The 23,132-nt window shown below is 31.8% G+C and carries 22 protein-coding genes and 1 pseudogene; 10 read left to right on the top strand and 13 right to left on the bottom strand.

Translation table 11 applies throughout. The annotated features are described in order from the left end of the window. Positions 1-206: 206 nt before the first annotated feature. Positions 207-1,274, bottom strand: a complete 1,068-nt coding sequence (gene murG, locus GM3708_RS14030) for an undecaprenyldiphospho-muramoylpentapeptide beta-N-acetylglucosaminyltransferase (RefSeq protein WP_066349489.1) — start codon at positions 1,272-1,274, stop codon at positions 207-209. A gap of 115 nt (positions 1,275-1,389) precedes the next feature. On the opposite strand from murG, the gene GM3708_RS14025 reads away from it, so the two are divergent. After that, a complete protein-coding gene (locus GM3708_RS14025) occupies positions 1,390-2,226 on the top strand; it encodes an inositol monophosphatase family protein (RefSeq protein ID WP_066348231.1) in 837 nt (278 codons plus the stop codon). A gap of 297 nt (positions 2,227-2,523) precedes the next feature. Here GM3708_RS14025 and GM3708_RS14020 read toward each other — a convergent pair whose 3' ends face one another. From GM3708_RS14020 to GM3708_RS13985, 8 genes are all read right to left on the bottom strand, one after another. Next, positions 2,524-3,039 carry a DUF1269 domain-containing protein gene (locus GM3708_RS14020; RefSeq protein WP_066348228.1) on the bottom strand — a complete coding sequence of 172 codons (516 nt, stop codon included), beginning with the start codon at positions 3,037-3,039 and terminating at the stop codon, positions 2,524-2,526. Between the two features lie 270 nt (positions 3,040-3,309). Then, a complete protein-coding gene (locus GM3708_RS14015) occupies positions 3,310-4,323 on the bottom strand; it encodes an HD domain-containing phosphohydrolase (protein ID WP_066348225.1) in 1,014 nt (337 codons plus the stop codon). Between the two features lie 80 nt (positions 4,324-4,403). Then, complete coding sequence (locus tag GM3708_RS14010; RefSeq protein WP_066348223.1) at positions 4,404-5,303, bottom strand: tRNA (5-methylaminomethyl-2-thiouridine)(34)-methyltransferase MnmD; 900 nt, start codon at positions 5,301-5,303, stop codon at positions 4,404-4,406. 40 nt (positions 5,304-5,343) lie between these two features. Further along, entirely contained in the window at positions 5,344-5,631 is a 288-nt protein-coding gene (locus tag GM3708_RS14005; RefSeq protein ID WP_066348222.1) for a hypothetical protein, read from the bottom strand. A gap of 144 nt (positions 5,632-5,775) precedes the next feature. Then, positions 5,776-6,603 (bottom strand): inositol monophosphatase family protein, encoded by an 828-nt coding sequence (locus tag GM3708_RS14000; RefSeq protein WP_144439323.1) that lies wholly within the window; start codon positions 6,601-6,603, stop codon positions 5,776-5,778. Between the two features lie 152 nt (positions 6,604-6,755). After that, entirely contained in the window at positions 6,756-7,271 is a 516-nt protein-coding gene (locus GM3708_RS13995; RefSeq protein ID WP_066348220.1) for a thermonuclease family protein, read from the bottom strand. Positions 7,272-7,342: 71 nt separating this feature from the next. Continuing rightward, a complete protein-coding gene (locus GM3708_RS13990) occupies positions 7,343-7,711 on the bottom strand; it encodes a 2Fe-2S iron-sulfur cluster-binding protein (protein WP_066348218.1) in 369 nt (122 codons plus the stop codon). A gap of 426 nt (positions 7,712-8,137) precedes the next feature. Continuing rightward, positions 8,138-9,319 (bottom strand): RtcB family protein, encoded by a 1,182-nt coding sequence (locus GM3708_RS13985; RefSeq protein ID WP_066348216.1) that lies wholly within the window; start codon positions 9,317-9,319, stop codon positions 8,138-8,140. Positions 9,320-9,663: 344 nt separating this feature from the next. Here GM3708_RS13985 and kaiC point away from each other — a divergent pair, with 344 nt between their 5' ends. The 6 genes from kaiC (at position 9,664) to GM3708_RS13955 (ending at position 16,109) form a co-directional block, all read left to right on the top strand. Further along, positions 9,664-11,352 carry a circadian clock protein KaiC gene (gene kaiC / locus GM3708_RS13980; protein WP_066348214.1) on the top strand — a complete coding sequence of 563 codons (1,689 nt, stop codon included), beginning with the start codon at positions 9,664-9,666 and terminating at the stop codon, positions 11,350-11,352. A gap of 72 nt (positions 11,353-11,424) precedes the next feature. After that, entirely contained in the window at positions 11,425-11,802 is a 378-nt protein-coding gene (locus tag GM3708_RS13975; protein ID WP_066348212.1) for a four helix bundle protein, read from the top strand. Between the two features lie 114 nt (positions 11,803-11,916). Further along, on the top strand, positions 11,917-12,243 hold the full coding sequence (locus tag GM3708_RS13970) for a circadian clock KaiB family protein (RefSeq protein ID WP_066348209.1): 327 nt from the start codon (positions 11,917-11,919) through the stop codon (positions 12,241-12,243). Between the two features lie 110 nt (positions 12,244-12,353). Beyond that, complete coding sequence (locus GM3708_RS13965) at positions 12,354-12,743, top strand: circadian clock KaiB family protein (protein WP_066348208.1); 390 nt, start codon at positions 12,354-12,356, stop codon at positions 12,741-12,743. Continuing rightward, a complete protein-coding gene (locus GM3708_RS13960; RefSeq protein ID WP_082714130.1) occupies positions 12,718-13,932 on the top strand; it encodes a histidine kinase dimerization/phosphoacceptor domain -containing protein in 1,215 nt (404 codons plus the stop codon). Before GM3708_RS13965 ends, GM3708_RS13960 begins: the two co-directional genes overlap by 26 nt. Positions 13,933-13,982: 50 nt before the next feature. Next, positions 13,983-16,109: a GGDEF domain-containing response regulator gene (locus tag GM3708_RS13955; RefSeq protein WP_066348204.1), complete on the top strand. Its 2,127-nt coding sequence runs from the start codon at positions 13,983-13,985 to the stop codon at positions 16,107-16,109. Between the two features lie 330 nt (positions 16,110-16,439). Here the strand turns inward: GM3708_RS13955 and GM3708_RS13950 are convergent, their stop codons facing one another. Beyond that, positions 16,440-16,742, bottom strand: coding sequence for a hypothetical protein (locus tag GM3708_RS13950; protein WP_066348202.1), 303 nt, complete (start codon positions 16,740-16,742; stop codon positions 16,440-16,442). Between the two features lie 362 nt (positions 16,743-17,104). Then, on the bottom strand, positions 17,105-17,764 hold the full coding sequence (locus tag GM3708_RS13945; protein WP_066348201.1) for a cadmium resistance transporter: 660 nt from the start codon (positions 17,762-17,764) through the stop codon (positions 17,105-17,107). A 193-nt stretch (positions 17,765-17,957) separates the two neighbouring features. Here GM3708_RS13945 and GM3708_RS13940 point away from each other — a divergent pair, with 193 nt between their 5' ends. Further along, entirely contained in the window at positions 17,958-18,626 is a 669-nt protein-coding gene (locus GM3708_RS13940; protein ID WP_066348198.1) for a cadmium resistance transporter, read from the top strand. 219 nt (positions 18,627-18,845) lie between these two features. Here GM3708_RS13940 and GM3708_RS13935 read toward each other — a convergent pair. Beyond that, positions 18,846-19,082, bottom strand: a pseudogene (locus GM3708_RS13935) (DUF3593 domain-containing protein); the annotation flags it as partial. Between the two features lie 278 nt (positions 19,083-19,360). On the opposite strand from GM3708_RS13935, the gene GM3708_RS13930 reads away from it, so the two are divergent. After that, the gene (locus tag GM3708_RS13930) at positions 19,361-20,056 is read left to right on the top strand and encodes a PEP-CTERM sorting domain-containing protein (RefSeq protein WP_066348195.1); all 696 of its coding nucleotides are present in this window, start codon (positions 19,361-19,363) and stop codon (positions 20,054-20,056) included. A gap of 163 nt (positions 20,057-20,219) precedes the next feature. On the opposite strand, the gene GM3708_RS13925 is transcribed toward GM3708_RS13930, so the two are convergent. Then, positions 20,220-20,537, bottom strand: a complete 318-nt coding sequence (locus GM3708_RS13925) for a DUF3593 domain-containing protein (protein WP_066349487.1) — start codon at positions 20,535-20,537, stop codon at positions 20,220-20,222. A 187-nt stretch (positions 20,538-20,724) separates the two neighbouring features. Here GM3708_RS13925 and GM3708_RS13920 point away from each other — a divergent pair, with 187 nt between their 5' ends. Further along, entirely contained in the window at positions 20,725-23,007 is a 2,283-nt protein-coding gene (locus GM3708_RS13920; RefSeq protein WP_066348192.1) for an ATP-dependent helicase, read from the top strand. The last annotated feature ends 125 nt before the right edge of the window (positions 23,008-23,132 follow it).

Below are 23,132 nucleotides of genomic sequence, written 5' to 3'. Positions count from 1 at the left end.
AGCAATTTTAGCGTATTTAACACTATTTTGCACAATGATTATATCTGTTTAAATAAAAAAGTTTAGTAATGAATCAGAGCGAATAATTAATAATATTAAAATTAAAACAAAATTAGTATTATGTTTACTCTATTTTTTGTCGGAATAGGCTCTGTATCTTACAGGTGATTGAATGAGAATTTAATTCATGATCAACTATCGAGCAACTATTTAATTGTTAAACATTCCCTGATTATTTTACCCAAAATTTTTGCACTATCTGTTAAAGCCAAATTTCCTGATTTTTCTCCCATAGAGACTAACTTTTCAGAATTATTTAATAAGTTTAATACAGTTTCTGTTAATAAATCTGGGTTTAATTGATCTTGTCTAAAAAGTAATGAAGCCTCACCATTAACAAACTCTTGTCCATTATAAAATTGATGATCTTCTGCGGCAAAAGGATAAGGGATTAAGATAGAAGGAGTTTTTGTAATCGCTAATTCTGTTAGTGTACCTGCACCAGATCGACTTATAGCTATATTTGCTCTTTGTAATAATCCCGCCATATTATTGTAAAAAGGCATCTCCAAATAATGATCATGGTGAAATGTACCTATTTCCTCATCTTGTTTCCCTGTTAAATGAACTATGTAAGCCCCTTTTTCTAGTAAACGAGGTGCTGATTGTCTCACTAATTTATTAAGCCCTACAGCTCCTTGTGAGCCTCCTACTGCCACAATTAAAGGTACATTTTCAGGAATATCTAATTCTAATAGTTGAGGTGAAAAAAATTCTTCTCTGACAGGAGTGCTTACCCATTGAGTTTTTGCCTTCGGTAAATATTTACTTGTGCCTGTAAAACCAATACCTACCACATTACACCAACCTCCAAATAATTTAGTAACTTTTCCGGGTATATAGTTAGATTCGTGCAAAATAACGGGAATTTTAGCTAATTTTGCTCCAATAATTGCTGGAGCGGCAATATATCCACCTGTAGTAAAAACTATGTCTATTTTTTTTGACTTTATGAGTTGATAAGTTTTAATGATCGCCTTAAACATTTTAAACATTACAAAAATAGTTTTAATACCGAAGCTAGTTTGAAAACCATCAATATCAACAGTAATAAGAGGATAAGATTTCGGCACTAAAGAAGTTTCGAGACGATGAGGTACTCCCAACCATAAAATATTATAATCAGGTAATTGTTGGGCGACGGCTAAGGCAGGAAATAAATGTCCACCAGTGCCACTAGCAGCGATTAAAAGATTTGGATTGTTAACAGACACAGCAATCAATAAAGGATTTAACAGGTTACGAAAGATCAATTATACTTTGAAAGGATAGATTTTAAGCTGATAGCTAAAGACTTCATCCGTCAACGTAACTAAACAGGGAAAAAAGATGATTTATTTTTGGCAAGAAGTATATAATTTTTGTCGGCAAATAACTTACCGTATCGGAGAAAAATTATTAGAAGATTTTGCCAAACTAGAGCCAACTCGTAAAGCAGATGGTAGCTTAGTAACAGAGGCGGATAAATGGGCAGATTCTGAATTAAGAAAAGCAATTAAGCAATGTTTTCCTACTCATGGAGTTTTGACAGAAGAAACCGAGCATATTTTACCTTATACAGATTGGTGTTGGGTAATTGATCCTATTGATGGTACAACCAATTTCACAAGAGGTATTCCTATATGGGGTATTTCTATCGGTTTACTTTATCAGGGAATACCAGTATTTGGGTTTGCACATTTTCCCCAGATTCAGCAGACATATCATGGTTATTATTTTGAAAATACTGATTTAACTGGACCTAAAGGTGCTTTTCTCAATAATACTCCTATTTTTAGCAGTTACGATGATCCTAGTTTTAATCATGTTTTTATGTTATGTAATAGAAGTTTAGACATATTAAAGCATAACTTTCCTTGCAAAATTAGGATAACGGGAGTAACTAGTTATGATCTAATATCTGTTGCTTGTGGTGCTACTCTAGGAGCGATAGAAGCCAGTCCTAAAATATGGGATATAGCTGGAGCTTATCCGATTTTAAGAGCTGCTGGAGGTAATTTAGTTCATTTCAATCAAAAAAATAATTTTCCTTTAATTAAAGGCTTAAATTATGGAGAAATTAATTTTCCTATTTTAGCAGTTGCTCAAGAAAATTTAATTACCATGTTTAAACCTTTAGTAGAAATTACTTTTAGAGAAAAACAATTAATTGGTAAAAATTATTGAAAATATTATTCAATATATGGAATAAGCAATAATCTTAATTTCTTTGTTAGACTTTTTCCAAGAAGTTAGATGATAAGAAATAAGTACTCTTGCAATGGTGCTTCAATTTGATAAGTTTTTTTCTTAAATTGATTCTATTTTTATGTTTATTATTAATGATAAATTTGGGCGAACATAGCAAAAAATAAGTTAATTTGGGGATTATAAAAGAATAAGAAGTTATTGTAGTCTATATTTCTCCTTTGTCATTTTTCTTTTCCTTATTCCTTACTACTATTCACCCCTCGTGTTAAAAAATTAACTATCTTCAGATTCAGGGATTTTAAGCCCATGACTACTTAAAACAGCTTGTAATTGCTCTTCATCATCTTTACTTAAAGATGTACGTAAAACTGTACCGCCATATTTACTAACTTCGTCTAATACTTTATCAGGAGTAACTTTTTTGACAAGAATAAATAATGCAGAAGTTTCTGGTTTTAAGGTTTCTCCTAATTCCCTCATAAAGTTATCATCAACTCCAATATCTGTTAATGCTCCTCCTAATGCACCTGTCGCAGCACCTACGGCAGCACCAAACAAAGGTACTAAGAAAAGAGTTCCGATTAATAAACCCCAAAAACCACCACTAGCAGCACCTGTAGCTGTTAAATTGATGGCTTGTTTTAGTTTTACCTTTCCATCTGCATCTTTGACGACTACCGCCGCATCTTCTAATTCAATTAAATGCTCTCTTTGGAGTTTAGCCAAAGTTAATCTAACTTCTTCAGCTTTGAAGGTATCATCGTAGGCGATCGCAATTAAATCACTCATATGTTATGGTTTTATAAAAAATACACTGACACCAATGTAACAATTAATTCGCAAGAATGGATACCAATAATACCTCATTTCGACAGCAGAAAAATTTTCAAGACAAGACAGATGAACAGGTGTAAGGTGAAAATGACGTTTACTGGTGGTAGGTAAGCTAAGATGTATTTTACTTGAATTTTTTCAAACTAATGAAAATACCTCAAAATATTACCTATTGCCCATTGCTTGTCTTTATCAGTAAACTTAGATGCGTTCTAGCTTAATAAGTTATGGATTATTAAGAATAAAGTCTTTAAATTGAGCAAAAAGTTTTGGATTGCGCCAACCTTTTACCATTTCTTCTTCCATAATAGCTAATGCTTGTTCTTGACTATATGCTGGTTTATATATACGCTCACGGGTAAGTGCATCATAAATATCCACCATTTGAAATACTTGTGCCAAATAAGGAATATTTTCTGTGGCTAATTTGTCGGGATAGCCGTTACCATCCCATTTTTCATGATGATGACGAATAATTGCTAATAGATTAGGTCTATTATACAGAGGTTGACAAATTTGTTCGCCAATGATTACGTGTTGATCAATAATTTTTTTTTCTGTAGTAGTGAGTTGAGTTGTTTTACCGAGAATATGTTCTGGAATACCAACTGTACCAATATCATGAAGATAAGCCGCTAATACTAAATCGTCAATATTTTGATCACATAAGTTCAAATATTGACCAAAACTCATGGCTAAATTAGCTAATTTCAAAGGTGATTGGTGACTATTTATACAACGAGCTTCGATTGCCATTGCTAAACTAAGTAAAACTTTTTGAGTTTGATCTAATCCTTCATTAAGACGTTTTTGTTGAGCTAAAATTTTTAATTTGGGTGATAAAGAATTATGATCTAAGGGTTTTAAAATAATTTCTTCAACACCAATTTGTAAGGCTTTTTGCCAAAGTTCAGGATCGTCTGCCACAGACATTAACACAATGGGAATAGATTTAGTTTGAGGTTGCAATTTGAGCATTTTAGCCAATTCTAACCCGTCAATCTCAGGCATAAAAATATCCATGAGAATTACATCAGGTTGTTCCTCAAAAGCTAATGATAAAACCCTATTACTATCACTATTTTCGATGACATTATACCCTTGATAAGTTATTAAATCTACTGCGTGTAAAAGACTGAGGGGTTGATCATCCACCACCATAATTTTACTAGGGGTGGAAACTGCGGACATAAATCTGCTTTGGAAGTTTAATTCTGTTATAGTCTCGTAGTTACTCATCTCAACTCCTATCCTGCAATAAAATTGTAGATAATGTTTTGTGCAAGAGACTAACTTTATCTATTTATATTGTCAAACATTTATAAATTATTGTCATCAGTTGATTTACGGAAATTATTTTTAGAAAACCAACGTTTTTTCCACTGACTCGTAAATTCTAAATTACTTAAGGCTTGTTCTTCTTCCCTACGTTTTTTAATCATTTCTGCTGTATTATCCAAATTTGGATCTCGAAAAGGTATTGCACCACGGGTTTTTAAATGCTCTAATTCTTTTTCTGATAATGGTGATAAATATGTATCTGTAAAAGCGGCTAATGTTCCGGGCGATCGCCAACCAATACCAACATTAGAACCAATTTTTAAGCCTACCAATTGAAAAGCCGCACGAATTGCCGCAGAGCATGAATAAGTTGCGATGATACCATCTGTGTTTAAACACTGAGAAAGAAGAGATAAAAATTCCACTGTCCATAATTGAGGACACTTAGGTGGAGAAAAGGGATCAAGAAAAATAGCATCTACTTGGAGATTTTGTTGTACTAATTTGATCATACTTTGTCGAGCATCATCAATCCATAAACTCAATTTTAGTTGCGGTGTATCTACCTGTCGAAAATAAAATAATTGAGTTAAAAGTTCAATAATTTCTGGTTGCCAATGATTTAATAGATTATATTCTAAGGCTTGACGAGGTACGTTTTCATCTAATTCTAAAGCGATTATTTCAACTTGACATTGAGGATTAATCTTAAAAATACAATCAATAGCGGCGGCGGTGTTATATCCCAAACCATAACAAATATCAATAATTTTAATTTGCTCTTGTTGTTTTATTTTTTCAGCAAGATGACAACCTTGAACATAAGTAATTTCAGCTTCGGCTTTAGCACCATATTTAGTATGAAAAGTCTCGCTAAATTCATGAGAATAAAAAGTTTTTGAACCATCGGCGGTATTTCTCGTATCAAATATATTCATAAAACAAAAAGTAAAGGAATTAATAATGTCAAGTTGTCATTTAAAAGATTTGGCTGGGTGCTAAAAATTTGATGATTAATGTAATCACTGCGATTAATGTTCCACCTACAATGCTAATGAATATACCTCCATTAGTAAACTCAAGGTTATCTAGTCTTTTGCTAAAACCTTCTTGATTACCTTTGATTGAGGCTATCTCTACTCTCATATCATTCAGCTTATTATTTACTTGCTCAAAACGAGAGTCTATTTTTTCATTAACTTGCTCAAATTTAGAGTTAATTAAATCTTTTAACTCCTTTAAGTGGTTATCGGTAATGGTAGTCATGTCAAAATCCCCTTAGATTTTCAAGTATTTGATTAGAAATAATTACCCATTACTCCTAAACTCATTCTACTCTACAGCACTGATTTTCAAATCCTTCTTACCTGAGTATCACTCCCATTAGTTTTAAACTCGGAGTCTTGGTTATCATCTAATAATTAGATTTATCGGGGATATAGATTTTAAAACTTCAACTAATGAAGAGTGTAAATAACCATTGGTAGCCAAAATTCTACCACTATCTAAATTAAATTCACTACCATCATAGGCGGTTATTTTTCCACCAGCTTCGGTTAAAATAACAACTCCTGCTAATAAATCCCAAGGTTTTAATCCTCTTTCCCAATATCCATCCAGTCGCCCTGTTGCCACGTGACATAAATCTAACGACGCACTACCTCCTCGTCTTACTCCTTGGGTTAAATGGGTAAAAGTACAAAATTCTGCATAATTATTATCTTCTACTTCTTTGCGATCGTATGCAAAACCTGTTACTAAAAGACTATCCGCTAAATTTTTGGTAGTCGAAACCTGAATGGGAATATCATTTAAAGTCGCCCCTAAACCTTGCGCACCAACCCACAATTCATTAAGCATAGGATTATAAACAACTCCAACCAAAGGTTTTCCTGATACCATTAAACCTACTGAAACTGCGGCTTGAGGATAACCATGAGCGTAATTAGTTGTACCATCAAGGGGATCAATTACCCATAAATATTGATTATCAGAAGTTCCCGTTTTACCTGATTCCTCCGCTAAGATACCATGATCAGGTAAATGACGCTTGATTACTGAAATTATTTCTGCTTCCGCTTGTTGATCTACTTCTGTAATTAAATCACCTGCTCTACCTTTTTCCCTGATGTTGAGTTGTTTTCCCCAATAATTTTGTAAAACGACACCTCCAGCTTTAGCCGCCAAAAAAGCGATGTCACGCAATTTCAAGATTTCTTCGGAGGAAATATTACTCATAAATTTAAGATAAAAAAGATTAATTTATAGCGAGTTGATTAACAGATTAGGCATCTCCAATAATTGACAAAATTATGGAAACTAAAGCCTTTACGAAAAGCCGATTAATTTTTTTCTGGAGAAGTCTATTGTTAATTATTAATTATTAATTGTTAATTGCTCTTTGCTATATTTCTAAGGGGTTGTTTAGGATTCCAAATCCCTTTTTCCATGATACGAGCATAACTTTGTGCCTGTAATAATTTTTGGTCATATTTTCCGTCAGTATAAGTTAAATTAACTACTCCAAATCCTTCTGCTAATATTTTTTCATTGATTAATTCATTGTTAAACCATCCATAACCGCTAATTCTGTTGAATTTATCTTTAACTTTCACATCAGTTTCTAAAATTATCATGGCAGATTTTAGAGGTATGGTGTTATTAGCTGTCAGAAAATCAACTAAAAATTTTTTACCATCATCTCCCCAAGGTTGTTGTTTACGACTAGGAGTGTCTAACCCTGACAATCGAAGTTGATAGGATTTGTTATTGATAATCACCTCAATAGTTTGGGCACTAACAACTCGTCTTAATTTTGCGTCAATGCCGTTAATAGCAGTTTGATTTTGACAACCAGTAACTACTAAATATAAACAAATAAAAATAATTAATAACTTATATTTCAACGGTGAATAATTTTATAAACTAATTGTGGGAGTAAATGACATTCACGCAATTTAAAATCATATTTCAGAAATTAATCATCTTCAATGGGAAAACCAAAACGCACTTTACCCTTACCAAAATAACGTCCGAATTGTAACTCATAAACTTCATCTTCATCTTGAGTTTCTACCACTAAATCTGAGCGAGGATAAGACACACACAATAAAGCGTAACCTTTTCTTTGTAAATCAGGAGATAAACCCATTGCCTCTGGTTGATAAATATCACCCCTAATTACTCTAACAGCACAAGTTGTACAAGCACCATTACGACAGGAAAAAGGTGGCTCAACTTCCTGATTTTCTGCCGTTTTTAAAATATACTCATTTTCAGGTACAGTAATTGTTTCTGTGGTATTATTTTGACGATTATGAATAGTAACTTGATAATTTTTAACCATTATTAAACAATAATTATTATGGATTTACTTGAATAAAAATAAGAATTTGATCCTTACCCTATTATAAGGTGACGAGGATTAGTAAGCCCAAACGCATTTACATTTACTGAGGGCGGTAAGACTGGGAAGACTAGAAGAGGAGGAGACAGGGGAGATTTGTTGATTTATCTATAACAACAAAATAATATGCAACTTAGATACGTCTTGGCTTACTCAAAAATCACCCTAGAAATTACCTGAATTCGATATAAAAATAGGTGATGATTGACTCTCGTTGAAAGGAAGACAGGAAGACAGGGAGATTATATTCTATATAAATCAATAAAATTATTTTAAAGTGTACAAATATTAGGAATTTTTCCACCTGTCCACTCGTTCATCTGTCTCGTTTTCACGACTTTTCTTCTGTCAAACTGAGGTTAGAAATTATCCTTTCACACAAATAACTTGCTTGAGAGTTGCTACAACTTCTACTAAATCCGTTTGTTGATTCATGACTTCTTCAATGGATTTATAAGCACTAGGAATTTCATCAATAATTCCTGAATCTTTCCGACACTCAATACCTTCGGTTTGCATGACTAAATCATGAACATCAAAACGCTTCTTAGCTTGACTCCGAGACATTTTACGTCCAGCACCATGACTACAGGAGCAAAAACTATCATGATTACCTTTACCTTTAACAATAAAAGATTTTGCCCCCATTGAACCGGGTATGATACCATAATCATTTTCCGTAGCTCTTACTGCCCCTTTACGAGTGACATAGACATCCTCGCCGAAGTGAGTTTCTTTTTCAGCGTAGTTATGGTGACAATTGACGATTAATAATGGTTTAGTGGCTTTACCACCGTTTAAATGTTTCTCCACAATGGCTTTAAAACGACTCATCATCACGTCACGGTTAAAACGTGCATAACCTTGCGCCCATTGTAAATCTCGCCAATAAGCATCAAATTCAGGGGTACCAGCAATAAAATAAGCTAAATCAGGATCAGGAAGCCTTAAATTGGCTAATTTCGCTAATTGTTTCCCTGTTTTGATGTGACAATCCGCTAATTGATTACCGATATGGCGAGAGCCTGAATGTAACATTAACCACACTTGATCTTCAGTATCTAAACATAATTCAATGAAGTGATTTCCACCGCCCAATGAGCCCAGTTGTTTTATGGCTTTACCTTCTAGCCTTTGAACTCCCGAATGTAAATCTTTGAAACCTTGCCAACCTTGCCAGTTAGTTACTTTTCTTTCTACGTCTTTATTTTCGTTAAAACCAACAGGGATATTTGCTTCAATGTCTAAGCGAATTTTTTTCAACTTTCCTTCTAATTCGGAAGCATTAAAGCTTGTCTGCAATGCATACATACCACAGCCCACGTCAACCCCGACAGCTGCGGGGATTATTGCATCTTTTGTCGCAATAACCGAACCTACTAACGCTCCTTTTCCTAAATGTACGTCAGGCATAAGGGCAACGTGTTTATAGACAAAAGGTAAGGAAGCAACATTTTTTGCCATGTTAGTTTCTTCAAAACCTAAGTCATGATTTGCCCAAGATAACACAGGCTTAGGAGTGGAAAGGTTTAATTGTTCGTAAGGCATAATGGTTAAATAAGATTAGCTATTTTTCCATCTTAATCAAATTCTTAGGAAATGGTATGGTGAGAGACTAAAATAAGCTCAGACACATTTAAACTGATGGATGAAGATAAGTAATGAGCAATGAATAAAAGTTTTAAAAATTTTTTACTAATTTTCACAGATGCAAGTTAAATGCGTTTTACTGTAACAATAAAATTGATTGAATTGATAACAATAAAGAATGCGAATCAGAATTAACTTTATAGTTGAAAGTAAATAATTAATAAGAAGAAATGGGGCAAACTTTTACAAGAGTATAATTATAATTAAGAGTTATCAATAATATAAATTGTGAGGGTAATTTTATGGAAGACGAGAAACATCTACCATTATCGAAATGCCCAACAGGTATTCGAGGACTTGATGAAATTACCAATGGTGGATTACCCTTAGGAAGACCAACTTTAATTTGTGGTGGAGCGGGATGTGGTAAAACTCTTTTAGGTGTTGAATTTTTAGTACATGGTGCTATTATTTATGATGAGCCGGGAGTGTTAATGACTTTTGAAGAAACGGCGGCGGAAATAACCACAAATGTGACTTCTTTAGGGTGGGATTTGGATAGGTTACACAAGAAAGGAAAGTTATTAATTGATCATGTTTACATTGAAGCTAACGAAATTGAAGAAGCTGGAGAATATGATCTTGAGGGTTTATTTATTCGCTTAGGTTATGCTATTCAAAAAATTGGGGCTAAACGAGTAGTTTTAGATACAACGGAAGTATTATTCGCAGGTTTAAGTCATGCTAATATTATTCGTGCAGAATTACGTCGTTTATTTCGTTGGTTAAAAAATCAAGGTGTCACGACTATAATTACGGCAGAGCAAGGAGATAATAGTTTAACTCGTCAAGGTTTAGAAGAATATGTTTCTGATTGTGTGATCAGATTAGGGCATAAAATGGAAGGGGATATAGCTAATCGAACTTTACAAATAATCAAATATCGAGGCTCAAGTCACAGTGCAAATCAGTATCCTTTTTTAATTGAAGAAAGTGGCATTTCTGTTTTACCCATTACTTCTTTAACTTTAGATCATGAGGTTTCTGCTGAACGTATTTCTACCGGTATTACTGCATTAGATGAAATGTTTGGCGGACAAGGTTATTATCGTGGTAGTAGTATTCTTGTTACGGGAAAAGCAGGAACAGGAAAAAGTACTCTTGCCGCTTATTTTGCTCAGGCAACTTGTAAGAAAGGAGAACGATGTTTATATTTAGCTACAGAAGAGTCACCTAAACAAATTCTACGGAATTTAATTTCTATCGGTGTCGATTTGAATGAGTATGTGGAGGAAGGTTTATTGAAAATTGATTCAGTACGTCCTACAACTTATAGTTTAGAAATGCGTTTATTGAAGATTCATCATCAGGTTCAACAATTTAAGCCTAGTGCCATCATTATCGATCCTATGAGTAATCTCATTTTAAGTGGAAGCCTGATGCAAACTAAAAGTTTCTTTATGCGCTTAATTGACTATTTAAAATCGAACCAAATTACTGGTTTATTAACAAATTTAACTGAGGGAGATATAGAAGGGGAGAAAACAGACATAGGGGTTTCATCTTTGATGGATACTTGGTTGGAATTACAAACCGTGAAAGTTAATGGTGAACGCAATCGTCTTCTTTATGTGCTTAAATCTCGTGGCATGAGTCATTCTAATCAGATGCGAGAATTTATTATTACAGATAAGGGAATCAATTTAGTAGATGTTTATTTAGGTGAAGGTAAAGTATTAACGGGGACAGAACGTATTAATCAACAATTACAAGAACAATCTGAGCAAATAAAACGTCGAGAAAATCTTGAACGTCAAAAACGAGAATTTGCACGGCAAAAAATACTTTTACAAGCTCAAATTCAGGATTTACAAATACAGTTAAATAATCATGATGAAGAATTAGCTTTAATGATGCAACAAGAAGAAGAACATCAAAAAATGTTTTTAGAAAATCGCTCGGTGATGAGTAGTTTACGTCATATTAAATAGCTGAGGTTGCGCACTTATTTATATGTTAAGTTTTAATAGGTGTCAGGTATCAGGCATTAGGTTTTAGGTTTAATGAAAATGATTGAAGTAAAAAGTTATCGAGATTTAACGGTTTGGCAAAAATCAATGGATTTGGTAGTGAGATGTTATCAATTAACTTCTCAATTTCCCAAAACTGAAATTTATGGGTTAAGTAGTCAAATACAAAGAGCGGCTGTTTCAATTCCAGCAAATATTGCAGAAGGAAAAGGAAGAAATTATTTAGGTGATTATATTCGTCATCTTTCAATTGCTAATGGTTCACTCAAAGAACTAGAAACTCATTTATTGATTGTTGAACGATTAGAATATATTAAACAGGAAGAATTAAAAATCCTATTAAACAAATGTGAAGAAATTGGCAGAATGTTACATAGTTTAATAGAAAAACTAAGTCAAAAGAAAAAATAGTGAATTTTTTTTATTTTTAAACCTGAAACCCGACACCTGAAACCTGACACCTCCAATCAAAAATTAATTCTATTTTTGCGTAACATAACATTAGTTAAAAGGAGATTTAAAATTATGATAGATAATTCATCAGAATCACTGAAAACAAAGAATTTACCAAAGTGGCAATTGCGGTTATATGTAGCAGGACAAACTCCGAAATCTTTGATGGCTTTTTCTAATTTAAAAAATCTTTGCGAGGAGTATCTTCATGGTCAATATAGTATTGAAATTGTCGATCTAATCAAAAATCCTCATTTAGCACAACAGGATCAAATCCTGGCTTTACCTACTTTGATCAGAAAATTACCTGAACCTATTAAAAAAATTATTGGTGATTTATCAAACACCGAAAAAGTATTAGTTGGACTCGATGTTATTTCTCTTAGGGATGAAGGATAAGGCAAATAATGAAGGGCAATGGGCAAAGGGCAAGGGGCAATGGGCAAAGGAAATTATTAACATAATTAATTTCAGATTAAGGATATTGAAATAAATATGAGGACTAAAAAATGATAAACCCAGAAGAATTTGATCCTACCATCAGAGAAGTTTTTGAAGAAGCCTTGAGTCAATCTTCAGAACAGCATTATGTATTAAGACTATACATTGCGGGTACGACATATCAATCGGTTAAGGCTTTGCAAAATCTCAAGCAAATTTGTGAAGAACATCTTAAAGGACGTTACGAGTTAGAAGTAATAGATATTTATCAAGATATGGAATTAACTTCTTCTCAAAATATTGTAGCTGTGCCTACCTTAATAAAAGAATTACCTCCACCTATACAAAGACTTATTGGTAATTTATCTAATACAGAGAAAGTGTTGGTCGGTCTTGATATTATACCGAAAAAGACTACAGGAGGAAGAAACAATGACGAGTTTACGGAATTTGTTTGAAAATCCATCGGAAGAAATAGCCGCACTTCGTCTGCAATTAGAGGAAATAAAGGCACGTCTTCACACAGCAGAACAAACTTTAGAGGCAATTCACTCAGGAGAAGTGGATGCGTTGGTTGTTAGCACAAATGTAGGAAGTCAAGTTTTTACCCTTCGAGGCGCTGATCATGTTTATCAAAATTTAGTCGAACAAATGGGAGAAGGTGCAGTTACTATCTCTTCTGAAGGCTTTATTTTATATTGTAATCAACAATTTTCACAATTATTAAATTATCCTTTAAAAAATCTCATCGGCTCTAATTTACAAACTTTTATTTCTCCGAAGGAAAGAGAAACTTTTATCTTACTTTTAGAGAATATTAAGAAAGAGGAAACTGTAACTCAAGAATTATCTCTTATAACCCCAACAGAAAAAACTGAAATACCTGTTAAATTGTCTATTAAAAAACTTCAGATAGATCAACTTTTAATTAATAGCATTATCGTTACAGATATATCTTTTTATAAAGAGAAAGAAGAAAAACAAACAAATCTTATTCTTAAAACTAATATTTTATTAGAAGAAAAAGAAATTTTATTAAAAGAAATTCATCATCGTGTTAAAAATAATTTACAAGTAATTTATAGTTTACTCAATCTTCAATCCCGTTCTATCAAAGATCCCTTAATTGCTGAAAAATTTAAAGAAAGTAAAAACAGAGTTCAGTCCATGGCTCTAATTCATGAGCATCTTTACCGCTCTGATGATTTTTCTAAAATAGATTTATCTCAATATATTAAGGAATTAATTAATATTTTATCTATGTCTTATAAAATGAATAATTTAGATGTTAATATTATTATAGATATACAAAAAAATTTGTTTTTAGATATTGATACCGCAGTACCTTGTGGTTTAATTATTAATGAATTAGTTTCAAATGCTCTTAAATACGCTTTTAATAAAAATAAAAAAGGCATTTTATCCATCAAAGCAGAGTCTGATAATGATCAAAATTTAGTATTAATAATTGCTGATAATGGTCAAGGTTTACCAGCAGGTTTCGATTGGGAAGAAATACCAACTTTAGGATTAAGATTAGTTAAAAATTTGACCAATCAGTTAAGAGGAAATATTACCATAGAATATGATCAAGGAACTAAAATAACTTTAGTTTTTACTCGTATTAAAGTCGTGAATACTAAATAATAGGTAATAGGCAATGGGCAATATAAATAAAATCTAAATTGGTTAAATTAATGATCACCAAAATACCCACTAAAATCTTAATTGTTGAGGATGAAAGTATTGTAGCCCAAGATTTACAAGCTCTTTTACAAGAGATGGGATACTATGTTCCTCTTTTTGTTGATTCAGGTGAATTAGCTATTAAAAAAGTCGCAGAAATTCATCCAGATTTGATTTTAATGGATATTCGACTCATCGGTGACATGGACGGTATTGAAACAGCAGAAAAAATTACAGAGCAGTTTGATATTCCTATTATTTATTTAACCGCTCATGGTGATGAAGAGACTTTAAGTCGTGCTAAGATTACCCAACCTTTTGGTTATATTATTAAACCTTTTAATGAGCAAGAATTACGTATTCTTATTGAAATTTCCCTTTATAAACATAAATTTGACCTAAAAATCAAAGAAAACGCTCAATGGTTATCCATAATTCTTAATAGTATTGGTGATGGAGTAATTGTTACTGATATGAACGGAAATGTTACTTTTTTAAATCCTTCCGCCGAGAAAATAACAGGTTGGTCATTAACAGAAGCAATAAACCAACCTATTACTTCAGTATTTAATCTCATTCATGAAACAACTCAAGATAGTCTTAATAATTTTTTAATAGAAGTTATTAAGTCTGGTGAATTTACGAAGCTACCAGAATTAACTTCTCTAATTACTAAAACTGGTGCATTAGTTTCTATTAGTGATAGTTTATCACCCATCGCCAACACAAGGGGAATTCGTTTTGTTAAAAATTCACTAAAAGAATTAACAGGCACAGTATTAGTTTTTCGGGATAATACAGAACAAAAATTAGCTCAACAACAATTACGTCATCAAGCCTTTTACGATTCTTTAACCAATTTACCAAATCGATCATGGTTTTTAGAAAGATTGACAGATGCCATTGAACGAACTAAACGTAATCATGAATATTTATTTGCAGTTTTATTTTTAGATTTAGATCGTTTTAAAATCATTAATGATAGTTTAGGACATTGGGCAGGAGATGAAATTTTAATTATTGTAGGTAATCGACTATTAAAATTAGCACGGCCGATGGATACTATCGCTCGTTTAGGTGGAGATGAATTTGCTATCTTACTAGAAAATGTTGCTAATATTCACGAAGTTTGTAAATTTGCACAACGAGTTCAAAAAGAATTAAGTATATCTTGTCAAATCAAAGATAATAAAATATTTACAAATGCTAGTATTGGCATTGTATTTAGTTCTATTGATTATGAAACCATCGAAGATATAATTCAATATGCTGATATAGCTATGTATCGAGCCAAAGAACAAGGTCAAGGACATTATGCAGTATTTGATAATTCCATGCGTCAAGAAGTTATCAATCTTTTAATCTTAGAAAATGAACTCAGAAGAGCTTTAGAAGACAATGAGTTCGATGTTTCTTATCAACCAATTATTTCTCTAAGTGACAAAAAAATAGCAGGTTTTGAGGCTTTAGTGTGTTGGCGACATCCCCAAAAAGGATTATTATCCGCCGCTCATTTTATTAACATTGCAGAACAAACAGACTTAATTCTCGAAATTGATCACTTTGTGTTACAAAAAGCCTGTAATCAATTAAAAGCTTGGCAGAAAATATATCCTGATGCTGAAAATTGGACAGTGAGTGTTAATTTATCGGGAAAACAATTTCTTAAACCTCATCTTGATCAAGAAATTCTTCAAACATTACACGAATCAGGTTTAAAAGCTAATTGCTTAAAACTGGAAATGACTGAGGGGATTTTAGTTGAAAATCCAGAAGCCATAACAATTATTTTCTCTAGGTTAAAAGAATTAGGTATTACTTTTGCACTAGATGATTTTGGAACAGGTTATTCTTCTCTAAGTTATTTATATCATTTTCCTTTTAATACTCTCAAGATTGATCGTTCTTTTGTAAATAGAATTGATACAGATCAAAGTGGTTTAGAAATTGTACGTACTATTATATTACTGGCAAAAAACTTACAATTAGATGTCGTTGCCGAAGGTATAGAAAACTTACCACAAATAACATTACTTAAAGACTTATATTGTGAATATGGTCAAGGTTATCTTTTCGCAAAACCTTTATCATCTTCTGCTACTATCTCTTGGATAGAATCATACTTAAGTTCTACATAATAAAATTAACTCATGAGCATAGATAATGGGCAAATTGGTGTATATATATTTTTATTTTTTATTACTCGCTTTATAGAAGATGCGATCGCAAAGTGATACGTCGTAATCGCACTATTTAGCTGTATTAATTCATGCTTCTTACAGCTTAAACACCTATAATAAAACTACTTCAAGTATTAATGTTAATAAAAAAATCGACTGGGGTTGTGCTGTAGTAGAAAATCTTTTGTTTGGCGATATTGGTGCTATTATTGAATCAACTACGGTAAAAATCAACAAATACATAGTGGTTCTGGATCCGAACACTTCAAATATAACTATAAAGGAAATTTATTGACAATTCAATATTCCCATAATCGATACTATTACCCCTGTCAAAGCTTCTATACCTCCAGCAAGAGCAAAAAAATCTCCTGTTGTAATAACTGTTATAACTTCAGATATAGTAGCCCCTGCGATAATCATAGGTACAGCAATAGTTGCAAAAGTACTAGCTAAAGCAACTAAGGATGTCGCACTCACAACAATTAAAACACCTGAACCTGTAATTAGTGCTACTATAGCCATCCATTGATAAGGAGTTGGTTGTTGACAAGCGGTTGTTAAAAGTAGTGACGTTGACTCTAAAAACATAGACAATCAAGTGTAGAGTTTAAGTAGTTTTTCATATTTTAGTACAAAACAAAAAGATAGATTTATCTCATTAGGAATGAGTAATCTTTCTGGCAGAATTAAAAATCCTTAATTTGCTCCTAAAAAAAACAATCTTTGAATCTTTTTCTTGATGCTAAAATTATAAATTAGTATGAACAAAATAAGATTGATCATCAAATAGAAATTAATAATTTATTTTAATTGATAGAATAGAAGAATATCAAATATTATGAAGGTAAAAATATTATTAAATTAATATGAATATAATTGTCAATCATCATCCTGTGACAAAATATTTTAGTATCTAATATCTTAGTAATAGCTTTAACTTTTATTGTATATTATCCTTTATAAAGTAAGCTAAAAGTTCCATTTTTCCAAAAAATAAAAAAACCTAATCCAATCAAAATATAAGGAACAATATTGTTACCATATTTAGTAATAATATCAGCAATTTTAGGATTTTTAATTAATCGATAAGCTAAATAACAGGATATTGCTTTAAGAACAAAAAACACTAATAAAATAATCATTAAATTCATCAGATTATTAGTGGCAAATAAGGGTACATAAACACCGATATTATCTCCTCCATTTGCAAAAGTAATTACTGCTACTTTATAGGTTTGAGGATGAAGGATTTGAGAGACAAAGCTTAGAAAAGGATGACGATTACTTAAATTAACATACTCACTTGTTACTAATTGTACTTCTTCTGTTTCATTATCAGGCTGAATAAGTTGTTTAATACCAATAATAATAGGTAAAATTCCTAATAATCCAATCCATGATGGAGAGATAATTAAACCTCCAAAAAAACCTATTAAACTTAATAAAATAATAACAATAAATCCCCAATAAGAACCACTTATTACATGAATTTTTGTGATTTTTTCTTCTTTAACTTGAGCAAATAAAATCAATAAAATAACTAAATCATCAATGTTTGTAGCAATAAAGGCAGTAATCCCCGTAATAATAGCAATGAAAACTTGATTCATAACTAATCCTCATAGTTATAACTTCAGTAAAGATTGTAAGGAGATTTTGTGCAGTTTTTTATTATCAATTTTATTTATTAATTCAAGAAGAAACAATATTTGCTCTTATCATTCATCTTGCATACAGTTTAGTTAAGTTCTCAAAAAGATCTAATTCTTATTGTTATTTAATCAATAAACTCGAAAGATATATATGAATACTTGGCTTATTAGTACTTTAATAACTAGCGTTGCCGTCGCCTTTGCTACAACTTTTGATGACAACATTTATTTAACTATATTTTTTGGAAAAATTAATCGTACTTTTCGCCCTAGACATATTGTAATTGGCGAATATTTGGGGTTTACTTTGTTAGTTTTAATCAGTTTAGTTGGATTTTTAGGTGGTTTAGTTATTTCTCATCTCTGGATTGGATTATTGGGCTTTTTACCGATAAGTATTGGTATCGCTAATCTTTTAAATAGACAAGAAGACGAAATCCAAGATGTTAATACTAATTTTTACAATTATACTCGTCCGACACCTAAAAGAAGTTTAATTGCAACTATTCGAGATCCTCAAACTTATAAGGTTTCTGCCGTCACTGTTGCTAATGGTGGTAACAATATTGCCATCTATATCCCTTTATTTGCTAGTGCCAGTCTTCCCAGCTTAGGAATCATTTTAGCAGTACTTTATACTATTATCGGAATATGGTGTTTTCTTTCTTACAACCTTACCCGTCAACCCCATCTTGCAATTATTATCTCCCGTTATCTTAAACGCTTTTTTCCCTTTGTCTTAATTTGGTTAGGTATGTCGATTATCATTGATAATCAATCTTATGAGCTTTTCACTAGTTTGCCTCTATTCTCCTGGTAAGCTCAATTATAAATGCTTAATTGTCAAATGTTTAAGGAGGACGGGAAAAATTTTTGTAAATATAGCAATCCTAAGTTATCTGTCAATAATTAAAAATTAAAAAATAAATCTGTAAATTTTACTATACTTCAAGGCTGACCACTGGTAGCTAAACCTCTAAATATTTCATAACTTTTACAGTGGGATTGCTATAGCTTTTGTAAAAAAGTTTTGAATAAACTAATTGTCAACTTTTTTTTGATTTTCTTTTTCGATAAATACTCTACGAAATCCCAACACTACAAAAATATTAGATAAAGTTAAGAAAAATTCTGCACCTCCATGTAACCAATCTACATTCGCTAATGAAGTTTGATAGTGAGTTTTTGCATAAATCCCCGCAGGTATTGTAATTGCAACGAAGAATAATAATAAATAAAAACCTATTAAAGCCATTTGAGGCACTTTTTGCGATCGCTTTTGATCGTTATAACCATTGGCATAAGTCCATTTTTGCTATTGTGCCAAAGTTTAAAAAGAAGAATTAAAACAAAAGTTCTAATATCGACATGATGACGAAGACTAGAATAATTGTCTCGATTCCAAGAATACACTTAAGTATTTAGGTCTTGCAAAGAAAATAAATAGTAAATATACGCAAATATATTTACTTAGATATCATCAAAATAAGTTGTCAATATTAAAAAAACTGATATATACTTAAGTGAATAATATTTTATTGAGAGAAAATCACAATGAATCTAGTAAAAATACTTAGTCAATCAGTTTTTTTTATTACCGGTGCAACAATCTTTACTATGGCAACAACAGGAACAGCTCAAGCAATTGTATTAACCTTTGAGGGATTACAGGATTTAGAATCTGTTAATAATTTCTATGATGGTGGTTTCGGCGGTAACGGTAGTGGTCCTGGTCCAGATTATGATATTACTTTTTCATCAAATTCTTTAGCTATTATAGATGGGGATGCTGGAGGTAGTGGAAATTTCGGGGGTGAACCTAGTCCTGATACTGTCCTGTTTTTCCTAGACGGTCCTGCTGCCATTATGAACGTCGCTAACGGTTTTACTACGGGTTTTTCCTTCTATTATTCGGCAATTAATAACCCTGGATTTATTAATGTTTATGACGATTTAAATGGAACAGGCAATTTACTTGCGACTTTAAACTTACCACTGACTCCTTTTGATGGAGCTCCAGATCCTACAGGACAATTTAGTCCATTGCTTCCTCTTGGTGTAGCTTTTAATGGAACTGCTAAATCTGTTGATTTTGGTGGTACTGTCAATCAAATAGCTTTCGATAACATTACTTTAGGTTCAGATATACCTGATCCGACTGATGTCCCTGAACCTTTAACGATTTTAGGCACTGTAAGTGCTGGTATTATGGGAACTTTGATGAAGAAAAAACGGAAACAAAAGGCTTGATTTTTCATCTATTTTATTTGTAAAAAATGTGATTCTTTTAACCTTTCAATAACAGGAAAGAATTGCATTTTTTTTATAGAAACGACACCCTACACCTTCACTTTATAGTCTCTATCCTCAGCGAAATCTTATAGCTCAGATAGAAATACTATATCTTTCTACTTCAGATGTTAGATTCAGTAACCCCCTCTTTTTTTTCTTTTTCTTTTTCAATAACAACTCTACGAAACCCCAACACTACAAAAATATTAGATAAAGTTAAGAAAAATTCTGCACCTCCATGTAACCAATCTACATTCGCTAATGAAGTTTGATAGTGAGTTTCTGCATAAATCCCCGCAGGTATTGTAATTGCAACGAATAATAATAATAAATAAAAACCCATTAAAGCCATTTTAGGCACTTTTTGAGATCGCCCTAAAAACCATAAGAATCCGAGATAGGGAAACAGAGAAACGGCAAATAAGGTTTCTTTGCTCATAAAACTAAGGGTGAATGATTCCATGATGTTAGAATGTAATTAGTACAAAATAATAAAAATTAAGAAAACCACCCACATTTTAACATTTAATGTTGATAATTTTAAGGAATATTTAGCAGAGTAAATTATCATTATTAATATAGATATTTAAGCATCATAATTAACTTAAAAATTATCAGAAATTAAAATGGAAAAATTAATTAATAATTTAAGAACTGGACAACAAGAATTGGCAAAATGGGAAGGCGGTAAAATGGCAGTTTCAGCAGTACCAGGGGCAGGAAAATCTCATAGTTTAGCGGTGGCTGCTGCTATTACTATTAATAAAAATAATCTTAATAATAATCGACAATTACTTATTGTTACTTATACGAGATCTGCCACCGCTAGTATTAAAAATAGTATAAAAAAAATATTAGAAGAATTAAATTTACCTCCCATTGGTTTTACTGTACAAACAATTCATGGATTAGCGGTTAATATTGCCAATCGTCATCCTTTATTGTCTCAACTTCATCTCGAAATTAGTACATTAATTGATGCAACTCCTAGCCATCGCATCATTCGCACAACGGTTACAGAATGGGCAAAAAATCACGAAGAATATTATCATCTACTATTGAAAGGTAAAAATACTGAAACAGAAGAAAGTGAAAGATTAAGAAGAGATTCCGTATTATTAACGGAAGTTTTGCCTAATTTTGCCCATAATGTTATTCGTCAAATTAAAAGTTCAGGTTTAACAGAATATGATCTCGATACATTACAAGATGATCCTACTAATCCTTATCCTTTAATGGCGATCGCACGAGGACTATATCACGAATATCAGGAATTGATGCAAAAAGAAAATTTAATTGATTATGATGACTTAATTTTGGGAGCATTAAGAGTTTTAGAAAACGATAATGCGAGAAAAATATGGCAAGAAGAAATTTTTGGAGTATTTGAAGACGAAGCTCAAGATTCTAGCCCATTACAAGGAAAACTACTGGAAATTTTGGCTACTGATTCTGATAATAGCGAGGTAAATTTTATTCGAGTGGGCGATCCTAATCAAGCCATTAACTCAACATTTACAGCTTCTGATCCCCTTTACTTTAAACTTTTTTGCGATCAATGTCAAGAAATAGGGCAATTTTTTGCTATGAATCAGGCAGGGAGAAGTAGTAAAATCATTATAGACACAGCAAACACGACTTTAAAGTGGATTAATCAACAAATTAGGGAAAAATTTGAAGATAAATCTTTCAATAAATTAGATTCTATTTTACCTTTTCGAGAACAAGAAATAAACATAGTTGATAGAGAAGATAAACAACTTGATGCTAATCCACAAGCCGAAGGCAAAGGAGTTGAAATCTATGAGCCAGAAAATATATATCAAACCGTTGAATTAATCAGTAAAAGAATCATTCAATTATTTAATAATCAAAAAGCAAAAGAGACTTATAATTTAGCAATTTTAGTAAGAGAAAATCGTCAAGGTTCTTTTTTATATAAACACTTAGAATTTTTAAAAAATAATTATAATATTAAAATACAACTCATCAATGATATTAATAATTATGCTCATATTCCTCGACAAATATTATCTATTCTACAGTTTATAGATTGTCCTCATTCTCGTGAATACCTCAAAAATGCCTTAGAAACTCTCCAAAATAAAATATTAATTGAAGCTCAAGACTTAAATGCTTTAAGTATTTATCCTGAAAAATTTTTATATCCTAGTGCTATTGAACCACCACAGTCTAAACAGACAAAAAAAGCAAGAAACTATTGTTTAAAATTACTAAAATCTCGCTTAGAATTACCCCATTATCGATTAATTCCCTTCATTTCTTCACTATTAGAATATCAAGCATCAGAATTAGCTACTGCTCAAAAATTAAGTGATAAAATTCATAAACAAATTATTGGTAATAGCTCATTAAAAACCATGATTTCAACTTTACAAGAAATTATTAATTCAGAAAAATTTGAAGGGGTAGAAACAGATAATCAAAACATTTATACAGAAAAAGGACAAGTTACTATTATGACTATGCACAAAGCTAAGGGTTTACAATGGGATTATGTATTTTTACCATTCTTACATGAAAATGTTATTCCGGGCAGTGCTGATCCATACGTACCAAAAAGTGCTAAATTCTTAGGTAACTATAATTTACCAGATATTACCAGAACCATTTTGCGATCGCTTACTCATCAAAAAAATTCTGGTCATAAAAATTCGCCTTTGACGAGTATTTCTTTAGCATCCCATGAAAGTCATCAACTAAAACAGGGAGAAGAATATCGTTTATTATACGTAGCAATGACTAGAGCAAAAAAATTACTATGGATGTCATCAGCAAAAAAAGCACCTTGGCGATGGAATTATTTTGAAGATAATGGTAATGTATTTCAACTGCAAGATTCAAAACCATGTTCTGTTATTATGATGTTAAAATCAGTGCAAAAATAATAAATTTAGGACAAACGAACACAAAAATTTAGAAATATTACATTAACAAAACAAGAAATTGAAAATCCAGTTTTTTATTTAAAAATTATTACCTATTAACTAGCGGAATAAAGACATTCAACAAA

Source organism: Geminocystis sp. NIES-3708 (assembly GCF_001548095.1).
Lineage (GTDB): Bacteria > Cyanobacteriota > Cyanobacteriia > Cyanobacteriales > Cyanobacteriaceae > Geminocystis.
Note: the sequence above shows the minus strand (reverse complement) of the source record. Positions and strands in the feature narration are given on the sequence as shown.